Origin of the sequence: Polynucleobacter campilacus (assembly GCF_002206625.1) — a bacterium.
Lineage (GTDB): Bacteria > Pseudomonadota > Gammaproteobacteria > Burkholderiales > Burkholderiaceae > Polynucleobacter > Polynucleobacter campilacus.
Window position 1 is genome coordinate 691,386 of record NZ_NGUP01000003.1, and the last position, 13,859, is coordinate 705,244.

18 protein-coding genes are annotated in these 13,859 nt (G+C 43.9%); 11 read left to right on the top strand and 7 right to left on the bottom strand.

Going from position 1 to position 13,859, the window contains the following annotated elements:
- Window positions 1-14 precede the first annotated feature (14 nt).
- Window positions 15-1,082 (bottom strand): histidinol-phosphate transaminase, encoded by a 1,068-nt coding sequence (hisC, locus tag CBI31_RS07025; protein ID WP_088525655.1) that lies wholly within the window; start codon window positions 1,080-1,082, stop codon window positions 15-17.
- Window positions 1,083-1,196: 114 nt separating this feature from the next.
- On the opposite strand from hisC, the gene hisB reads away from it, so the two are divergent.
- From hisB to hisF, 4 genes are read left to right on the top strand one after another with little or no spacing between them, the layout of a single operon-like run.
- On the top strand, window positions 1,197-1,784 hold the full coding sequence (hisB, locus tag CBI31_RS07030; protein ID WP_088525656.1) for an imidazoleglycerol-phosphate dehydratase HisB: 588 nt from the start codon (window positions 1,197-1,199) through the stop codon (window positions 1,782-1,784).
- 48 nt (window positions 1,785-1,832) lie between these two features.
- Window positions 1,833-2,495 (top strand): imidazole glycerol phosphate synthase subunit HisH, encoded by a 663-nt coding sequence (hisH, locus tag CBI31_RS07035; protein WP_088525657.1) that lies wholly within the window; start codon window positions 1,833-1,835, stop codon window positions 2,493-2,495.
- Window positions 2,496-2,513: 18 nt separating this feature from the next.
- A complete protein-coding gene (hisA, locus tag CBI31_RS07040) occupies window positions 2,514-3,275 on the top strand; it encodes a 1-(5-phosphoribosyl)-5-[(5-phosphoribosylamino)methylideneamino]imidazole-4-carboxamide isomerase (RefSeq protein ID WP_088525658.1) in 762 nt (253 codons plus the stop codon).
- A complete protein-coding gene (hisF, locus tag CBI31_RS07045; RefSeq protein WP_088525659.1) occupies window positions 3,275-4,033 on the top strand; it encodes an imidazole glycerol phosphate synthase subunit HisF in 759 nt (252 codons plus the stop codon). The genes hisA and hisF overlap by 1 nt, the downstream gene beginning before the upstream one ends.
- A 9-nt stretch (window positions 4,034-4,042) precedes the next feature.
- Here the strand turns inward: hisF and CBI31_RS07050 are convergent, their stop codons facing one another.
- The gene (locus CBI31_RS07050) at window positions 4,043-4,435 is read right to left on the bottom strand and encodes a type II toxin-antitoxin system HicB family antitoxin (RefSeq protein WP_088525660.1); all 393 of its coding nucleotides are present in this window, start codon (window positions 4,433-4,435) and stop codon (window positions 4,043-4,045) included.
- 10 nt (window positions 4,436-4,445) lie between these two features.
- Entirely contained in the window at window positions 4,446-4,628 is a 183-nt protein-coding gene (locus tag CBI31_RS07055; RefSeq protein WP_088525661.1) for a type II toxin-antitoxin system HicA family toxin, read from the bottom strand.
- Between the two features lie 134 nt (window positions 4,629-4,762).
- Between CBI31_RS07055 and hisI the strand changes: the two genes are divergently transcribed.
- The 6 genes from hisI to tatC are packed head-to-tail and all read left to right on the top strand — an operon-like array spanning window position 4,763 to window position 7,549.
- Window positions 4,763-5,158, top strand: coding sequence for a phosphoribosyl-AMP cyclohydrolase (gene hisI / locus CBI31_RS07060; RefSeq protein WP_088525662.1), 396 nt, complete (start codon window positions 4,763-4,765; stop codon window positions 5,156-5,158).
- A gap of 41 nt (window positions 5,159-5,199) precedes the next feature.
- Window positions 5,200-5,601: a phosphoribosyl-ATP diphosphatase gene (locus tag CBI31_RS07065; RefSeq protein ID WP_088525663.1), complete on the top strand. Its 402-nt coding sequence runs from the start codon at window positions 5,200-5,202 to the stop codon at window positions 5,599-5,601.
- A gap of 6 nt (window positions 5,602-5,607) precedes the next feature.
- Window positions 5,608-5,964, top strand: a complete 357-nt coding sequence (locus tag CBI31_RS07070; RefSeq protein WP_088525664.1) for a histidine triad nucleotide-binding protein — start codon at window positions 5,608-5,610, stop codon at window positions 5,962-5,964.
- A 16-nt stretch (window positions 5,965-5,980) separates the two neighbouring features.
- Window positions 5,981-6,202, top strand: a complete 222-nt coding sequence (gene tatA, locus CBI31_RS07075) for a Sec-independent protein translocase subunit TatA (protein ID WP_088525665.1) — start codon at window positions 5,981-5,983, stop codon at window positions 6,200-6,202.
- 48 nt (window positions 6,203-6,250) lie between these two features.
- Window positions 6,251-6,727: a Sec-independent protein translocase protein TatB gene (gene tatB, locus CBI31_RS07080; RefSeq protein WP_088525666.1), complete on the top strand. Its 477-nt coding sequence runs from the start codon at window positions 6,251-6,253 to the stop codon at window positions 6,725-6,727.
- A gap of 27 nt (window positions 6,728-6,754) precedes the next feature.
- The gene (gene tatC / locus CBI31_RS07085) at window positions 6,755-7,549 is read left to right on the top strand and encodes a twin-arginine translocase subunit TatC (protein ID WP_088525667.1); all 795 of its coding nucleotides are present in this window, start codon (window positions 6,755-6,757) and stop codon (window positions 7,547-7,549) included.
- Here tatC and CBI31_RS07090 read toward each other — a convergent pair.
- Window positions 7,525-8,985, bottom strand: coding sequence for a tetratricopeptide repeat protein (locus CBI31_RS07090; RefSeq protein ID WP_088525668.1), 1,461 nt, complete (start codon window positions 8,983-8,985; stop codon window positions 7,525-7,527). The two genes, tatC and CBI31_RS07090, sit on opposite strands and share 25 nt — an antisense overlap.
- Before the next feature lie 208 nt (window positions 8,986-9,193).
- On the opposite strand from CBI31_RS07090, the gene CBI31_RS07095 reads away from it, so the two are divergent.
- Window positions 9,194-10,507, top strand: a complete 1,314-nt coding sequence (locus CBI31_RS07095) for a porin (RefSeq protein ID WP_088525669.1) — start codon at window positions 9,194-9,196, stop codon at window positions 10,505-10,507.
- A gap of 126 nt (window positions 10,508-10,633) precedes the next feature.
- On the opposite strand, the gene CBI31_RS07100 is transcribed toward CBI31_RS07095, so the two are convergent.
- Genes CBI31_RS07100 through CBI31_RS07110 form a run of 3 tightly spaced genes read right to left on the bottom strand, consistent with a single transcriptional unit; the run spans window position 10,634 to window position 13,793 of the window.
- Entirely contained in the window at window positions 10,634-11,779 is a 1,146-nt protein-coding gene (locus CBI31_RS07100; protein ID WP_088525670.1) for a tetratricopeptide repeat protein, read from the bottom strand.
- 7 nt (window positions 11,780-11,786) lie between these two features.
- On the bottom strand, window positions 11,787-12,209 hold the full coding sequence (locus CBI31_RS07105) for a tetratricopeptide repeat protein (RefSeq protein WP_088525671.1): 423 nt from the start codon (window positions 12,207-12,209) through the stop codon (window positions 11,787-11,789).
- A 48-nt stretch (window positions 12,210-12,257) separates the two neighbouring features.
- Entirely contained in the window at window positions 12,258-13,793 is a 1,536-nt protein-coding gene (locus CBI31_RS07110; protein WP_088525672.1) for a tetratricopeptide repeat protein, read from the bottom strand.
- Between the last annotated feature and the right edge of the window lie 66 nt (window positions 13,794-13,859).

The window sequence follows — 13,859 nt, forward strand, 5'->3', positions numbered from 1 at the left end:
ATCTAAAAATAAATCTAAGCTAGGATTTCTTTTAAAGCGGCGACAAGTTCGCCGCTTTGTTCGTTTGTGCCAATCGTAATGCGCAGGAATTCTTCAATACGCGGCAACTTGAAGTGGCGCACGATGATGCCGCGATCTCGTAATGCTTGATAGAGCTTTGTACCGGCATGTTGGGGGTGGCGAGTAAAGATAAAGTTTGCAGTTGAAGGCAGTGTTTCAAAACCTAGGGTATTCAGGTCATCGACTAATTTGCTGCGCGTCTGCATTACTTTTGCAGAGCTCTGTTCAAGATGGGCTTGATCCTCAATGGCAGCGATTGCACCTGCTTGCGCAAGACGTCCTAGGGGGTAAGAGTTAAAACTATTTTTTACTCGCTCTAACCCTTCAATCAATGCAGGGTGGCCAACCGCAAAACCAACACGCAAACCAGCAAGCGCTCTTGATTTTGAGAGTGTATGAACAACAAGAAGATTTTCCGGGCAGTCAGAACCACGCAATAGCGGAATGCAAGACTCTGTACCGTAATCTACATACGCCTCATCAATGACCAATACTGAGTCTTTGTTTTGAGAAAGTAAGGATTCGATTTCTGAGCGGGTGATAGATCTACCTGTTGGTGCATTTGGGTTGGGGAAAATAATTCCGCCATTAGGTGTTTTGTAATCGGCCAGATTGATTTCAAATTCTTTTCCAAGCGGCACTACTTTGTAGTCAATTCCGAAAAGCTTGCAGTAGACAGGATAGAAGCTATAAGTGATATCTGGAAAGTGAACTGGCTTGTTCTGTTTAAGTAGGCCAGCAAAAACATGGGCGAGTACTTCATCTGAGCCATTGCCTATAAAAACTTGTTTTGGATCTAGGCCATGCAGCTTGGCAATAGCTTGTTTGAGTGCAGTACCTTCTGGATCAGGGTACAGACGCAAGCCTTCATTATTTTGACCATCAATGGCTGCGAGGGCTTTGGGCGAGGGACCGTAAGGGCTCTCGTTGGTGTTGAGCTTTACCAACCGCTGCATTTGCGGTTGCTCCCCAGGCGTATAAGGGGTTAGGGTTTGAACGACAGGGCTCCAAAAACGGCTCATTAGGGTACTCAGCTTAAAAATCAGAAAGAAAGTGCAGCAATATCTGTATTTAAAAATCTTCTAGGAATGATATTATGAGGCTTCACTCAACACTTCGCCTCGCGGCGCAATGAAATGCGGCAAGCCGACGTTATCCGAAACACTTCGGAAACCAAAATTCAAATTTCCATCAATTTAGATGGTACTGGTAAGGCTGAGCTGGCCTCTGGCGTCCCTTTTCTAGACCATATGCTTGATCAGATTGCCCGTCACGGCATGATTGACCTCAAAGTAGTGGCCAATGGGGATACCCATATTGATGATCATCACACCGTAGAAGATGTTGGAATTACCTTGGGCCAAGCTTTTGCTAAGGCGGTTGGCGATAAAGCGGGTATTACCCGTTACGGTCACTCCTATGTACCTTTGGATGAAACCCTTTCACGCGTTGTCATTGATTTCTCTGGCCGCCCAGGGTTGGAATTCAATGTTCCATTTACTCGCGCACGAGTGGGCGACTTTGATGTTGATCTCAGCATTGAGTTCTTCCGTGGTTTTGTGAATCATGCCGGAGTCACTTTGCACATCGACAACCTGCGCGGTATTAATGCACACCATCAGATTGAGACTGTGTTCAAGGCTTTTGGCCGTGCTTTACGTATGGCTCTGGCGATTGACCCACGGGCCTCTGGTGCCGTTCCTTCAACTAAAGGCAGTCTCTAATTTAGACAACCTAGTTGCTCTGTAGACCACAGCGAAAGATAAGCTAAATTGGCGCAAACTATTGCGATCGTTGATTATGGAATGGGTAATTTACGTTCCGTATATCAAGCATTTCATCATGTAGCTCCAGATGACAATGTATTGATTGCGCACAAGCCCGAAGAAATTCTTTCTGCACATCGGGTTGTCTTGCCTGGTCAAGGTGCGATGCCCGATTGCATGAAGCATCTTGCAGAGTCTGGTTTGTTAGAGGCGCTTTTAGAGGCATCCAAAAATAAACCCCTACTTGGAGTATGTGTAGGTGAGCAGATGCTTTTTGATCAAAGCGCTGAAGTACGTACATCCGAAAAGAATCCATGGACACCCTGTTTGGGCTTAATTTCGGGGGAGGTTCGTCGTTTTGAATTGGCAGGCAAAAAACAGCCCGATGGCTCTGCTTATAAAGTCCCGCATATGGGCTGGAACCAGGTGCGGCAAGACTCTAAACATCCTCTGTGGAGCGGTATTCCTGATTTAACAAGCTTTTATTTTGTCCATAGCTACTATGTTGTGCCGCAACGCAAAGAGGATGTTGCGGGCTCTACAGAATACGGAGATTGGTTTACTTCTGCAGTGGCACGAGATAATATTTTTGCTACACAATTTCATCCTGAAAAAAGTGCAGAATACGGATTAAAGCTTTACCAAAATTTTGTTTCTTGGCAACCTTAAAACTTTTAAACTTTAGATATGCTGCTGATTCCTGCAATTGATCTCAAAGACGGTCACTGTGTTCGACTTGAACAAGGTGATATGGATAAAGCTACGGTTTTCTCTGAAGATCCTGGCGCGATGGCTGCACACTGGATTAGTAAAGGCGCGCGCCGTCTACATCTAGTGGATCTCAATGGCGCATTTGCGGGCAAACTCAAAAATGAATCTGCCATCAAATCGATTCTCAAAGTAGTTGGTGATGAGATTCCGGTTCAACTAGGTGGCGGTATTCGTGATCTAGAAACCATTGAGCGTTTATTAGATGACGGTATCAGTACTGTGATTATTGGTACTGCAGCGGTAAAGAGTCCGGGCTTTGTACAAGATGCCTGTACTGCATTTCCTGGTCATGTGATGGTGGGCTTGGATGCGCGTGATGGCAAGGTGGCTACAGACGGCTGGAGCAAGATTACCGGCCATGAAGTTATTGATCTTGCTAAAAAGTTTGAAGATTGGGGCGTTGAAGCAATCATCTATACCGATATTGGGCGCGATGGAATGTTAAAGGGCGTCAATATTGATGCCACTATCAAGCTGGCGCAGGCGATTCGTATTCCGGTAATTGCCAGTGGCGGCCTCTCAAACAACAAAGATATCGAAGCACTCTGCAAAGCAGAAGAAGAGGGCGTGATGGGAGTCATTGCTGGCCGCTCTATCTACGCTGGAGATCTTGATCTTTCGGTAGCTCAAAAGTATGCGGATGAGTTAACTCTGAAGTACCTGAAGAAAATTCTCTAGTGCTGACTAAGCGAATTATTCCTTGTCTTGATGTCACTGCAGGACGGGTTGTAAAGGGTGTTAACTTTGTAGGCTTGCGCGATGCAGGCGATCCTGTAGAAATCGCTAAACGTTATGACACCCAAGGTGCTGATGAGCTTACATTCTTAGATATCACTGCTACATCCGATGGCCGTGATCTCATTTTGCACATCATTGAAGATGTTGCCTCACAAGTTTTTATTCCTTTAACGGTTGGCGGTGGTGTGCGTGCTGTTGCTGATGTGCGTCGCCTACTCAATGCTGGCGCAGATAAAGTGAGTATGAATTCTTCTGCAGTAGCTAATCCCGATTTAGTTTCTGATGCTGCAGCCTATTACGGATCTCAATGCATTGTGGTGGCGATTGATGCTAAGCAAACTGCTGCTGGAAACTGGGAAGTATTTACTCATGGCGGCAGAACAGCTACAGGCATTGATGTCGTGCAGTGGGCCAGTGAAGTTGCCAAACGGGGCGCTGGTGAAATTTTACTGACTAGCATGAATCGCGATGGCAGCAAAGATGGTTTTGACTTGGCTTTAACGGCGGCTGTGAGCGATGCAGTCTCAGTACCGGTGATTGCATCTGGCGGTGTTGGCAATCTCCAGCATTTAGTCGATGGTATTACCAAGGGGCATGCAGATGCGGTATTAGCGGCCAGTATTTTTCACTATGGCGAGTACACCGTAGGGCAGGCAAAAGAATATATGGCCGCCCAAGGAATTCCGGTTCGGATTTAGCGAGAGCTCTTAGGCGCTGATCGCCATATGAGCGATAAAAGCAGAGCGATTTTCTCCAGCTGATTTAGCCTTAGCATCTAACCTTGCCAATACTCTTTTTGGTAAAGAGATATTTACTCTTTCGATATCGTCTGATAGTAAAGCGGGGTCAATCTCAGCAATTGCCCAAATATATCCTTTAAATTCTTTCTTCTTCTGTAGATTAGTAATAGGGCTAGGCTTTGGTATATCTTCACCGGCATCTAATGCTGCCTCAATCCAAAGTTCAATCGCTTCTTTGGTATTTTCAATTGCCTCATCAATTCCGCTATCAGCCGCTGAGAAGCAGCCAGGTAAGTCAGGAACGATTACGCCCCACGCCAACTTATCTCCACCAGGTTCAATTGCAATTGGATATTTCATGATGATTCCTTTATTTCATTCCTGCTTGTTTCAGTAGCTTTTGAACTAACCCAATCCCTAAATCCTTTTTGGGGTGAGGAACAGTAATATGCCCAGCTTTATGGGGGTGATTAAGAACATGATGAGAGCCTTTTGAGCCCCGCAACACCCATCCATCTTTTTGTAATGCCTTAATAAGTTCTTTGCTATTCATTCCCACATTATAAATTTAATACACATCATACACACAAATAAGGTAAGTGTCCATGAGGTGGGGCGGGTCATTAAAGCAGACTCTGACAACTATTTATTTGGTTTGGTCTTAACAATTCTGTCAAAATTGAGTCAATGTCAGATATAAACAAAAATCCTCAAGACCAAGCCTTAATAGATGCTGTGACCTGGAACGATCAGGGTCTTGTGCCTGTGATTGCGCAGGAAGTGAGTAGTGGCGATGTATTGATGATGGCGTGGATGAATCGTGACGCCCTTTTAGAAACCATTCGTTTAGGCGAAGCAGTCTACTGGACGCGTTCACGACAAAAGCTATGGCATAAGGGTGAAGAATCTGGTCACACCCAAAAGGTCAAAGAGATTCGTTTGGATTGTGATGGCGATACGATTTTGCTGATGGTTGAGCAAAAGGATGGAATCGCCTGTCACACTGGTGAGCACAGCTGCTTCTTTAAACAGTGGGACTCAGCCAAGGCCACTTGGGTTGATCAGTCGATCCCTAAAAAATAAACAAGCTAAAGCTCTTTGCTTAAAAGACATAAAATGAACCAATGACCAGTTCAGCCAATAAACCTTCTAGTTTGGATTCTGCATTCGCGCATTTAGCTGATGTAGTAGATCAACGACGTGATGCTTTTAAGGCAGGACAAGCCGATCCCAAGACTTCATATACCGCTTTGCTCTTTTCTAAGGGTGACGATGCAATTCTGAAGAAGATTGGCGAAGAGGCAACCGAGGCAGTCATGGCCGCTAAGGATGCTCGTAGCTCTAACTTGGCTGCCGAGCAGCAAAAGCTGCTGGTTGCTGAAATGGCAGATCTTTGGTTTCATTGCTTGATTGCCTTGTCACAATTTAACTTGCGTCCTGAAGATGTGATTGCAGAGCTAGATCGCCGCTTGGGCACCTCAGGGATCGAAGAAAAGGCGGCCAGAAAAGCTTCTGGCCAAGAATAAACACCTATGTCGCACGATCCGAATTGCCTGTTTTGTAAGATTTCACAGGGTTTAATCCCATCCCAGAAGGTCTATGAGGATGAGGAAATCTACGCATTTAAAGACATTAATCCCGCCGCGCCAGTACATTTTTTAATGATTCCCAAGAAACATATCCCCATGCTGGCTTCAGTAGAAAGCATTGACGCCCCTTTGCTGGGTAGAATGATGGAATTAGCACCGCGTCTTGCCAAAGAGCAGGGTTGCCGTCCTGGTCAGGATGGCGGCTTTCGCTTAATGGTGAATAATGGTGCGGATGGAGGGCAGGAGGTTTATCACTTGCATTTGCATGTGATGGGCGGTCCGCGCCCCTGGAAAAAATAATCCAAGGAGATTCAAAATGGGCTCATTTAGCATTTGGCATTGGTTAATTGTTTTGGTCATCGTGATGTTGGTATTTGGTACCAAGAAATTGCGAAATATTGGCCAAGATTTGGGTGGCGCTGTAAAAGGTTTCAAAGATGGCATGAAGCCGGGCGAAGAACCTAAAGAGCAAATCCAGCAAGCTGCTGCTGCAACAGAAAAAACTGTTGATGTGCAAGCTAAAGACCTTAACAAGTGATTTTTGATAGCGCAATAGAAATCCACGTGGTTTTAGAAGACTGTTTAAATGATTGATCTTGGGGTTTCAAAACTTGCGCTCATTGCAGTAGTTGCTTTGATCGTTGTAGGTCCAGAGCGCCTGCCAAAAATTGCTCGCATGGCGGGCAACTTGTTTGGTCGTGCACAACGCTATATGGCTGACATTAAATCTGAAGTCAATCGTCAGATGGAAGTTGAGGAATTTAAAAAGTTCCGTGAAGAAAGTGCTTCCGCCCTTAAAGAAGTTGAAAATAGCATTCATTCAACGGTTCAAGAGGCCAATACAAATCTGAGTGATCAGGCTGATATTTTCGAAACCAGTTTTGAGAAGTTACCTGTTGATGAGAGAGCGGTGTGGGATAAGACCAAGCGCCAAGGCCGCAGTAGTTGGGGTGTTAGACGGGCAGCCAGACCCATTTGGTTTAAACGTTCAGCGGGTGTGCGCACACGTGTTCAATCGGGCGCTGCCAGAATGAAACGTTTTCATCACAGCGCCATCAAATAAATAGAATAAGAATAAAAATACTTTCGCATGTCAGAAAATAATTCCACTGAAGATTCAGGATTGCAAGAATCTTTCCTCTCGCATTTATTTGAGTTGCGTGATCGTGTTATCAAGTCTGCTTTAGCAATTATTGTTGTATTCGTTTGCTTGGTTTATTGGGCACCCGACATTTTTCATTTGTTTTCACAGCCCTTACTAGATTCATTGCCAGCGGGTGGCAAGATGATCGTCACGGATGTCACTGGTTCATTTTTTGTGCCCATGAAAGTGACCATGCTAGTAGCATTCATCATTGCATTGCCAATGGTGATATATCAATTGTGGGCCTTCATTGCACCAGGCTTATATATGCATGAGCGCAAATTAATTGTGCCTTTAGTGGTGAGTAGCTATAGCCTATTCATTTTCGGCATGGCTTTTGCTTACTTCTTAGTATTTCCAACAGTATTTAATTTCATGGCTAGCTATAACGCACCACTAGGTGCTGAGATGTCTACGGATATCGATAAATACCTGAGTTTTGCCATGAATACCTTTTTGGCCTTTGGTATTACTTTTGAAGTGCCCGTTGTGGTGGTTGTCTTGGTGCGGATGGGTATCGTACCTTTAGCTAAGCTGAGAGAGATTCGCCCCTATGTGATTGTGGGTGCCTTTGTAATCTCAGCAGTTGTCACTCCGCCCGATGTGCTTTCACAATTACTGTTGGCTATACCGATGACGCTACTTTATGAATTGGGGCTATTTATTGCCCGTTTTTATATCCCCAAGCCTGCTGATGATGAGGCTAATAAAGAAGATCAAACTAGCTCAGCATCAGTCTGATTTTTAGTGCCCCGAGAAAAAGTATCAGTTAGCCAATTGCTCACTCGATCAAAGCGGTATCGTCGTTGACGTAGGTTACCTTCGATATTTGCGTCAGAACCAGCGAATACTTTACCCGCAGCCAATAGGGCGCGCCGTTGCTGAATCGTTTCAATCTGAATCAATCTCGGTAAAATTTTCGGCAGCTCCCAGCGAATATCCACTACTACACAGTGTTCATGTTGAAGTTGACCAACTTCGCATAATAGTAACTCTGATTTGCTGAAGTTAAATTGATTGGCAATGACGATACGATGACAGAGTAATAGCCAATCTTCATCTAATTTATATTCAGCATGATGATTAATGGCGCGTTCAGCATATTGGGCTAATTCAAGCCACTCATTTGATTTGGGGTTAGGACAACTCTCTAAGATTTTGCCAATTAATTCTTTGGCTTCCGCCACATCTTGCTGATGCGCTTGCCATACCCAATAAGAGGCTTGCAAGCCACGAACTTTTTCTTCAGACTTTTCTCGCTTACGCCAAAGATTGGCGCCTTTGCGAAGTTGGGCTTGTGCATGCCCTAGCTCAGCAGCACGATCAAAGCAACGATCACTCTCTGCGGCGTTATATCCAGAAAATTGCGGACGACGATAAATCTCACCAAGCGCATACCATGCATCACGGTCACCATCTTTGGCGGCAAGCTCTAACCAATGCGCTGCTTTTTTGAGAGAGGCGTTTGATTTGCTATTACTCCCATCTAGTTGAGCAAGACGTAAACCTAATGTTAGTTTGGCCAACGTCAGACCTAGCTCTGCTGCCTGAAGTAGAGCCTCTTCATTTTTATTCGTGAGCCAAGCATTCCATAAAGAGGACAGGGCCTCATTTTTTGGCTGAAGCTTTATTAATAATTCTTTAGCAGAAGCAGTGAATGGCGAATCTATTTCAGAAAGTTCTTTCAAGTATTCCCTTGCCAGTTTTTGAAGCCCAGCGAAATCCAGACCCGCAACTTTTTCAAGTGAAGGCGGAGTCATAGTTTTATCTAACCAATCGACAAGTTGAGATTGAGTTTCTTGATAGGCCGGGTTTACTAAAAGATTGGCGAGTTGCCACTTGGCTGCAAGGCTCGATTCATCCTGAATATTTTTTTCTGCCAACTCCCAAAACGAACTCCAACCAAAGCCAAAAGCAGGGGAATTGAAGGTCTCCACCAGAGGGATGCTGGCCACTTGATCTAAAAGACTAGAAACTTCCTCTTGGATTGAGCCGATTTCTTCAAGTCCTTGATTAGTAATGGAAAAAAAAGATTTTTCGAGCCAAATTAAAGCATTAGTGGGCTGAATTGGGGTTTTAAATGCCCCCGTCATATAGGCTTGGGCTAATTTTTGTTGCGCTAATACATCACCCAAACGGGCAGAACTGAGGATTTTTAAGAATTCGCGACTTGCCATATGACAATTTTGTCATCTGAGGGCCTGAAAAGACAGAAAACAAAGGCCTTGTTGCCGAGATACAACGAAGAAAGCCAAAAAACTACCTTTTGACAAGCAAAAAGAACTCCTAAATGCCCTTACCCCCAGTCTGCATGGGCAAAACCAGCAAAATTCATTGGTCCCGGTTTTATTTGGGCATTACTTTTAATTTTTGGAGATTTAAAGAATGAAAAAATCGCTATTCGCAGTTGCAGCTATGTCAGCTATTGCTGGCGCTGCTCAAGCACAGTCCAGCGTAACCGTATACGGCGTTATTGACGCTGGTTATATTGGAGCTAACGCAACCGCCTACAACTCAAAAGTTGCAACCAACGGTGGAATTGTTAAGTCCACAAGTAGCCAATTCGGTCAAGGCGCTCAGTCTACTAGCCGTTTAGGTTTCAAAGGTACTGAAGATTTGGGTGGCGGTACAAGTGCATTCTTCACTATTGAAGCTGGTTTGACACCTGCTAACGCTAGCTTGTCTGGCGGTACAGCTGTTGACGCAGTGCAAGGCACTTCTACTGATTCAGGTTCTGCATTGAACAACCGTCAATCTTTCGTTGGTTTGAAAAAGAATGGCCTTGGTCAGTTTGCATTTGGTCGTCAATACACCCCAATCTATGAAGAGGGTGCAAAGACTGACCCAACCGCATACATGAATATGACTGGAGGCGTAATCTATGTTGGTGGTAACCAATCTGGTGCTGAGTCTGGTCAATCAACAAACATTGGATTTACAAACCGTGCTTCTAATGCATTGACAGCTGCATCTGATACTTTTGCTGGTTTCCAAGTAAAAGGTATGTATGCTATGAATAACACCAATACTCAGATGGTTTCTAGCTCAAGTGGCGGCAATCAAAACTGGAACGGTTGGGGCTTAGGTGCTAACTACACATGGCAGAAACTGTATTTGACAGCTAACTACCAGTCTTTTGTTACTAAAGTTACAGGTGTTGACTTGGCAGCGGCTCCTTCTTACAACATTGGTGGCGGTCAAACTCCATTAACAGTTCAAGCCTCAGCAACTTCCTCAGCTTCTTCTGCTGGTTACCTTGCTTTTACCAACTTGGCTGATAAGCAAACTTACCTTGCTGGTACATATGACTTCGGTATCTTGAAGGCGTACGCACAGTGGATCGGTCGTAAAGTTACTCAGAACTCAGGTCAAACTGTTACTGGCGCATCTACTTTAAGCTCCACTCAATTTAACCGCAATGCTCAACAGATTGGTGTACGCAGCTACATCACTCCTGCAATTGAGGCTTGGGCAAGCGTAGGTAATGGTCGTTACAGAGGTGCAGACCTTTCTACTGGTGTGCAACTTAACACTGTTAGCTTCACTGCATACCAAATTGGTTCTAACTACTACCTCAGCAAGCGTACAAACTTGTACGCTGCATTTGGTTCAACCACTACTACTTCAGGTAGCGGCGGTACAGCTGGATCAGGTACAAACGGTAACCAATACGCTATTGGTGCACGTCATACATTCTAATTTAACGCTAGCGTAAGCTAGTCTGAATTAGTCTATAAGACAAAGAAGCAAATAAAAACCCCACTGTGGAAACACAGTGGGGTTTTTTATCGCTAGAGTTAAATGTGGCTTTTGACTTCAATAAGATTAGGTAGAGAGATGGGTATTTAGATCATTTTTAACTTGACCTATTACTGGGGCCCAATTGAGGAGCTCTTCCTGCCTATAAATTCTCGTATTTGGATACCAATCGGTATCTGCTCTGTTTAGCAACCATCTCCAATCCGGATTTTTAGGTAGCAATAACCACGTCTCTTTGCCAAGACTTCCGGCGACGTGTGCCACGCTAGTATCAACGGTAATCACTAGGTCAAGTAATTCACATAGGGCAGCAGTATCACTGAAGTCATGTAAATCATTGTCAAAGCTCAAAACCTCGGGGTGAGCCTCAAGGAGTGTGCGATCAGCGGCGCTAATATTTTTCTGGACTGACACTAGCTGATACTCGGATGAACTTAGTTGAAGTAATTGATCCAAAGGAATACTTCGATTCCAGTCATTGTGATGATCTGGATTACCACTCCACACTATTCCAACCCGCGGCTTGGTTTTTTTGCCAAGCATGCTTTCCCATTTCGAAAGGCTTTCTTTAGAGGCTTGGAGGTATGGCATAGAGATATTCATTGCCTCCTTTGAATAGGCCCTTAAAGCCAAAGGAAGGCTCATCAGTGGGCATTGATAGTCAAATGCTGGGGCTGCCTCACCTTTAGAAATAATTTGATCAACACCTGTAAGGCTAGATAGTAGGGAAACGAGAGGTTTTTGAACTTCAAGAATGACTTTCGCACCAAGCTGTTTAACTTGAATAGCAAAACGACAAAATTGCAGCGTATCCCCAAGACCTTGCTCTGCATACAATAAGATAGTTTTATCTAATAAGGACTCTTGCCCTAACCACAAGGGCTGATCAAAATTTCTACGCTCTTGATGTATGGGCAGATCAGGGCTGGACCAGCGCCATTCATGTTCCTTCCAGCCGTTTTCAAAGTCACCAAGCAATAGATAGCAAAAAGCAAGATTCCAGTGGGCGGTGGCAAAGTTGGGATCAATGCAAAGAGCTTTTTTACAGGCCGCAATAGCATCCTCATAGGCCCCAATTTGCTCCAAACAGCCTGCTTTATTGCAATACGCTTCTGCAAAATTAGGCTCAATAACAAGCGCCTGATCATAGGCTTGAATGGCTGCCTCAAAATCTTTGAGATATCGCAATGAATTTGCTTTATTGAAGTAAATATTGGGATTATTTTTTTGTCAACTGGAGCGCCGCATCATATGATGCGATTGCCTCCAAATGATGATGAGTGTCTTGCAGGGCATTGCCAAGGTTGTAATGCGCATCTACTAGGTTTGGCTGCAATTTGACGGCACGTCTAAAGCTATCTATAGCGGGAAGATATTGTTTTAACTCCAGTTGCGCAAAGCCTAAAGTACTAAAGGTCGCCGGATGATTAGGATTTAACTCGCTCGCCTTGCTTAGCTTGTTAATTGCTTTTTGGAATTCACCAGTTTGCGCATAAAGAAGCCCCAAGAAATATAGGCAGTCAAAGTTATTGGGGTCAACCGTATTGCATTGTTCGTAAAGAGATCTAGCTTGAGCCAAATTATTATTTTGGTGATGTGATACTGCCTGAGCAAGCAATTGATTGGCGCTATTGTTACTCATATGCGGAAGATTTAGTGAGAAGGTTCATTCACGCTAGTTTAGACAATCTTAACTATCTAAAGAGCCGTTTTTAATTAATAACAATATTTTCTTTTTGACCTCAGCAAGAGGTCTTTCCCAATCACCCCTTTTATCTTGTCTCAGTAAAGAGGTATTGGGGTACCAAGGGCTTTGGTCACATTCGGTCAGGGACATAAAATCAGGCGGGTCTGGTATCAGTAAGAGAGTAGCTACCCCAAGGGCCCCTGCAAGGTGAGCGCAGGCAGTATCTACCGATATTACAAGGTCTAATTGAGAAATTAACCCTGCTGTATCTGAAAAATCGATAAGGTCATTTGTATGGATATTTAAACCCTCCAGAGATGGCGCTTTGAATGCAGTATCAGATCCAAACTCAGTTTGAATGGCATGAAACTCAACACCATCAGATTTTAATTCGGCAATGAGATCGGCAAACAGTAAAAAGGGAACGTTCCTTTTTTCGCTTACTTTATTGGCATACTTCCCGGAGCCGCGCCAACTTATTCCAATCTTGAGTGGAGTAGGTTTGCCTTTCGAGCATTCAAGTTTTTTAGCCCAGATTGCTCTCTTTGTTGGATCAGTCTTCAAATAGCGCATAGACATGGGGATGGTGTCTAGTGTTGTGCCAAATGCTAGAGGAAGACTCATGATGGGGCAGTGGAAATCAATCCTGTCGTGATAATTTTCTGAGAAACTTTGCTGATCTACAGCCTTGATAGTGAGGCTGAGACTTTTCATCAGGGGTACAAGAGATTTTGGTGCTCCAAATATAACCTTTGCACCTTTTATATTTTCAAGAAGAGGTAGGTAGCGACTAAATTGGATCGTATCTCCAAAGCCTTGTTCTGCATGAATATAAATGGTCTTACCCTCCAGAGATTGATGCCCAAGCCAGAGTGGAGCATCGAGCTTGGGCATATGCTCCATCATTCCTGAAACATGCCGGCGTGATTCGAATAGAGGCCAGCCTGCCTCGAAGTTTCCTAATCTAAGTAGTGAGAGTGCTTTATTCCATTTTGCAAGATAGTTATTGGGGTTTGTAAATATCGCCCCATCAAAATATTTGAGTGCATCCTCATATTTTTTTTGTTCGTTGAGTAAATTTCCTAATCCAATGAGTGCATCTTCATACTTCGGATTCAGTTTAAGCGCTTTTATGTAGCAATTATTAGCATCTAGAAATTCCTCTTTTTCTAGATGAGCATGACCTTTATTGGACCAAGCAGCAACTAAATTTGGATCGATTGCTAGGCAATTAGAAAAATATTCAATTGCTAATTCGTAATAATTTTCATGTGCGGTACAAACGCCTAGATTGAGCCAGCCGATAGAGTCTTCGGGGGAAATCTTTAATAATTTTCTACAAAAACTTTTAGCTTCCTCCCATTCTTTTAATTGAATACAAGTTGCCGAAAGACTAGCCAAAATTGAAGGGCGTTCCGGCATGATTTTGTAGGCATCAAGAAGGGATAATTTGGCACGGTCATAATCGCCATTATCGAAATAATTCAAGCCAACTTGAAAATATTCCTTTGCCGTCTCAAATTGATTGTCTGTATTCACCTGGGCTCTAGCAAAAATTTATCTTTGGTAATAATGCTAACATTGCCTAATCATATAGGCCGCTCT

Bases quoted from the DNA above. Each gene is read 5' to 3' on its own strand.
- hisC (WP_088525655.1), bottom strand. From the start codon at position 1,082: ATGAGCCGTTTTTGGAGCCCTGTCGTTCAAACCCTAACCCCTTATACG.
- tatA (WP_088525665.1), top strand. From the start codon at position 5,981: ATGGGCTCATTTAGCATTTGGCATTGGTTAATTGTTTTGGTCATCGTG.
- tatB (WP_088525666.1), top strand. From the start codon at position 6,251: ATGATTGATCTTGGGGTTTCAAAACTTGCGCTCATTGCAGTAGTTGCT.
- CBI31_RS07065 (WP_088525663.1), top strand. From the start codon at position 5,200: ATGACCAGTTCAGCCAATAAACCTTCTAGTTTGGATTCTGCATTCGCG.
- CBI31_RS07090 (WP_088525668.1), bottom strand. From the start codon at position 8,985: ATGGCAAGTCGCGAATTCTTAAAAATCCTCAGTTCTGCCCGTTTGGGT.
- hisI (WP_088525662.1), top strand. From the start codon at position 4,763: ATGTCAGATATAAACAAAAATCCTCAAGACCAAGCCTTAATAGATGCT.
- CBI31_RS07105 (WP_088525671.1), bottom strand. From the start codon at position 12,209: ATGAGTAACAATAGCGCCAATCAATTGCTTGCTCAGGCAGTATCACAT.
- CBI31_RS07070 (WP_088525664.1), top strand. From the start codon at position 5,608: ATGTCGCACGATCCGAATTGCCTGTTTTGTAAGATTTCACAGGGTTTA.
- tatC (WP_088525667.1), top strand. From the start codon at position 6,755: ATGTCAGAAAATAATTCCACTGAAGATTCAGGATTGCAAGAATCTTTC.
- hisB (WP_088525656.1), top strand. From the start codon at position 1,197: ATGCGGCAAGCCGACGTTATCCGAAACACTTCGGAAACCAAAATTCAA.
- CBI31_RS07095 (WP_088525669.1), top strand. From the start codon at position 9,194: ATGAAAAAATCGCTATTCGCAGTTGCAGCTATGTCAGCTATTGCTGGC.
- hisA (WP_088525658.1), top strand. From the start codon at position 2,514: ATGCTGCTGATTCCTGCAATTGATCTCAAAGACGGTCACTGTGTTCGA.
- CBI31_RS07055 (WP_088525661.1), bottom strand. From the start codon at position 4,628: ATGAATAGCAAAGAACTTATTAAGGCATTACAAAAAGATGGATGGGTG.
- CBI31_RS07050 (WP_088525660.1), bottom strand. From the start codon at position 4,435: ATGAAATATCCAATTGCAATTGAACCTGGTGGAGATAAGTTGGCGTGG.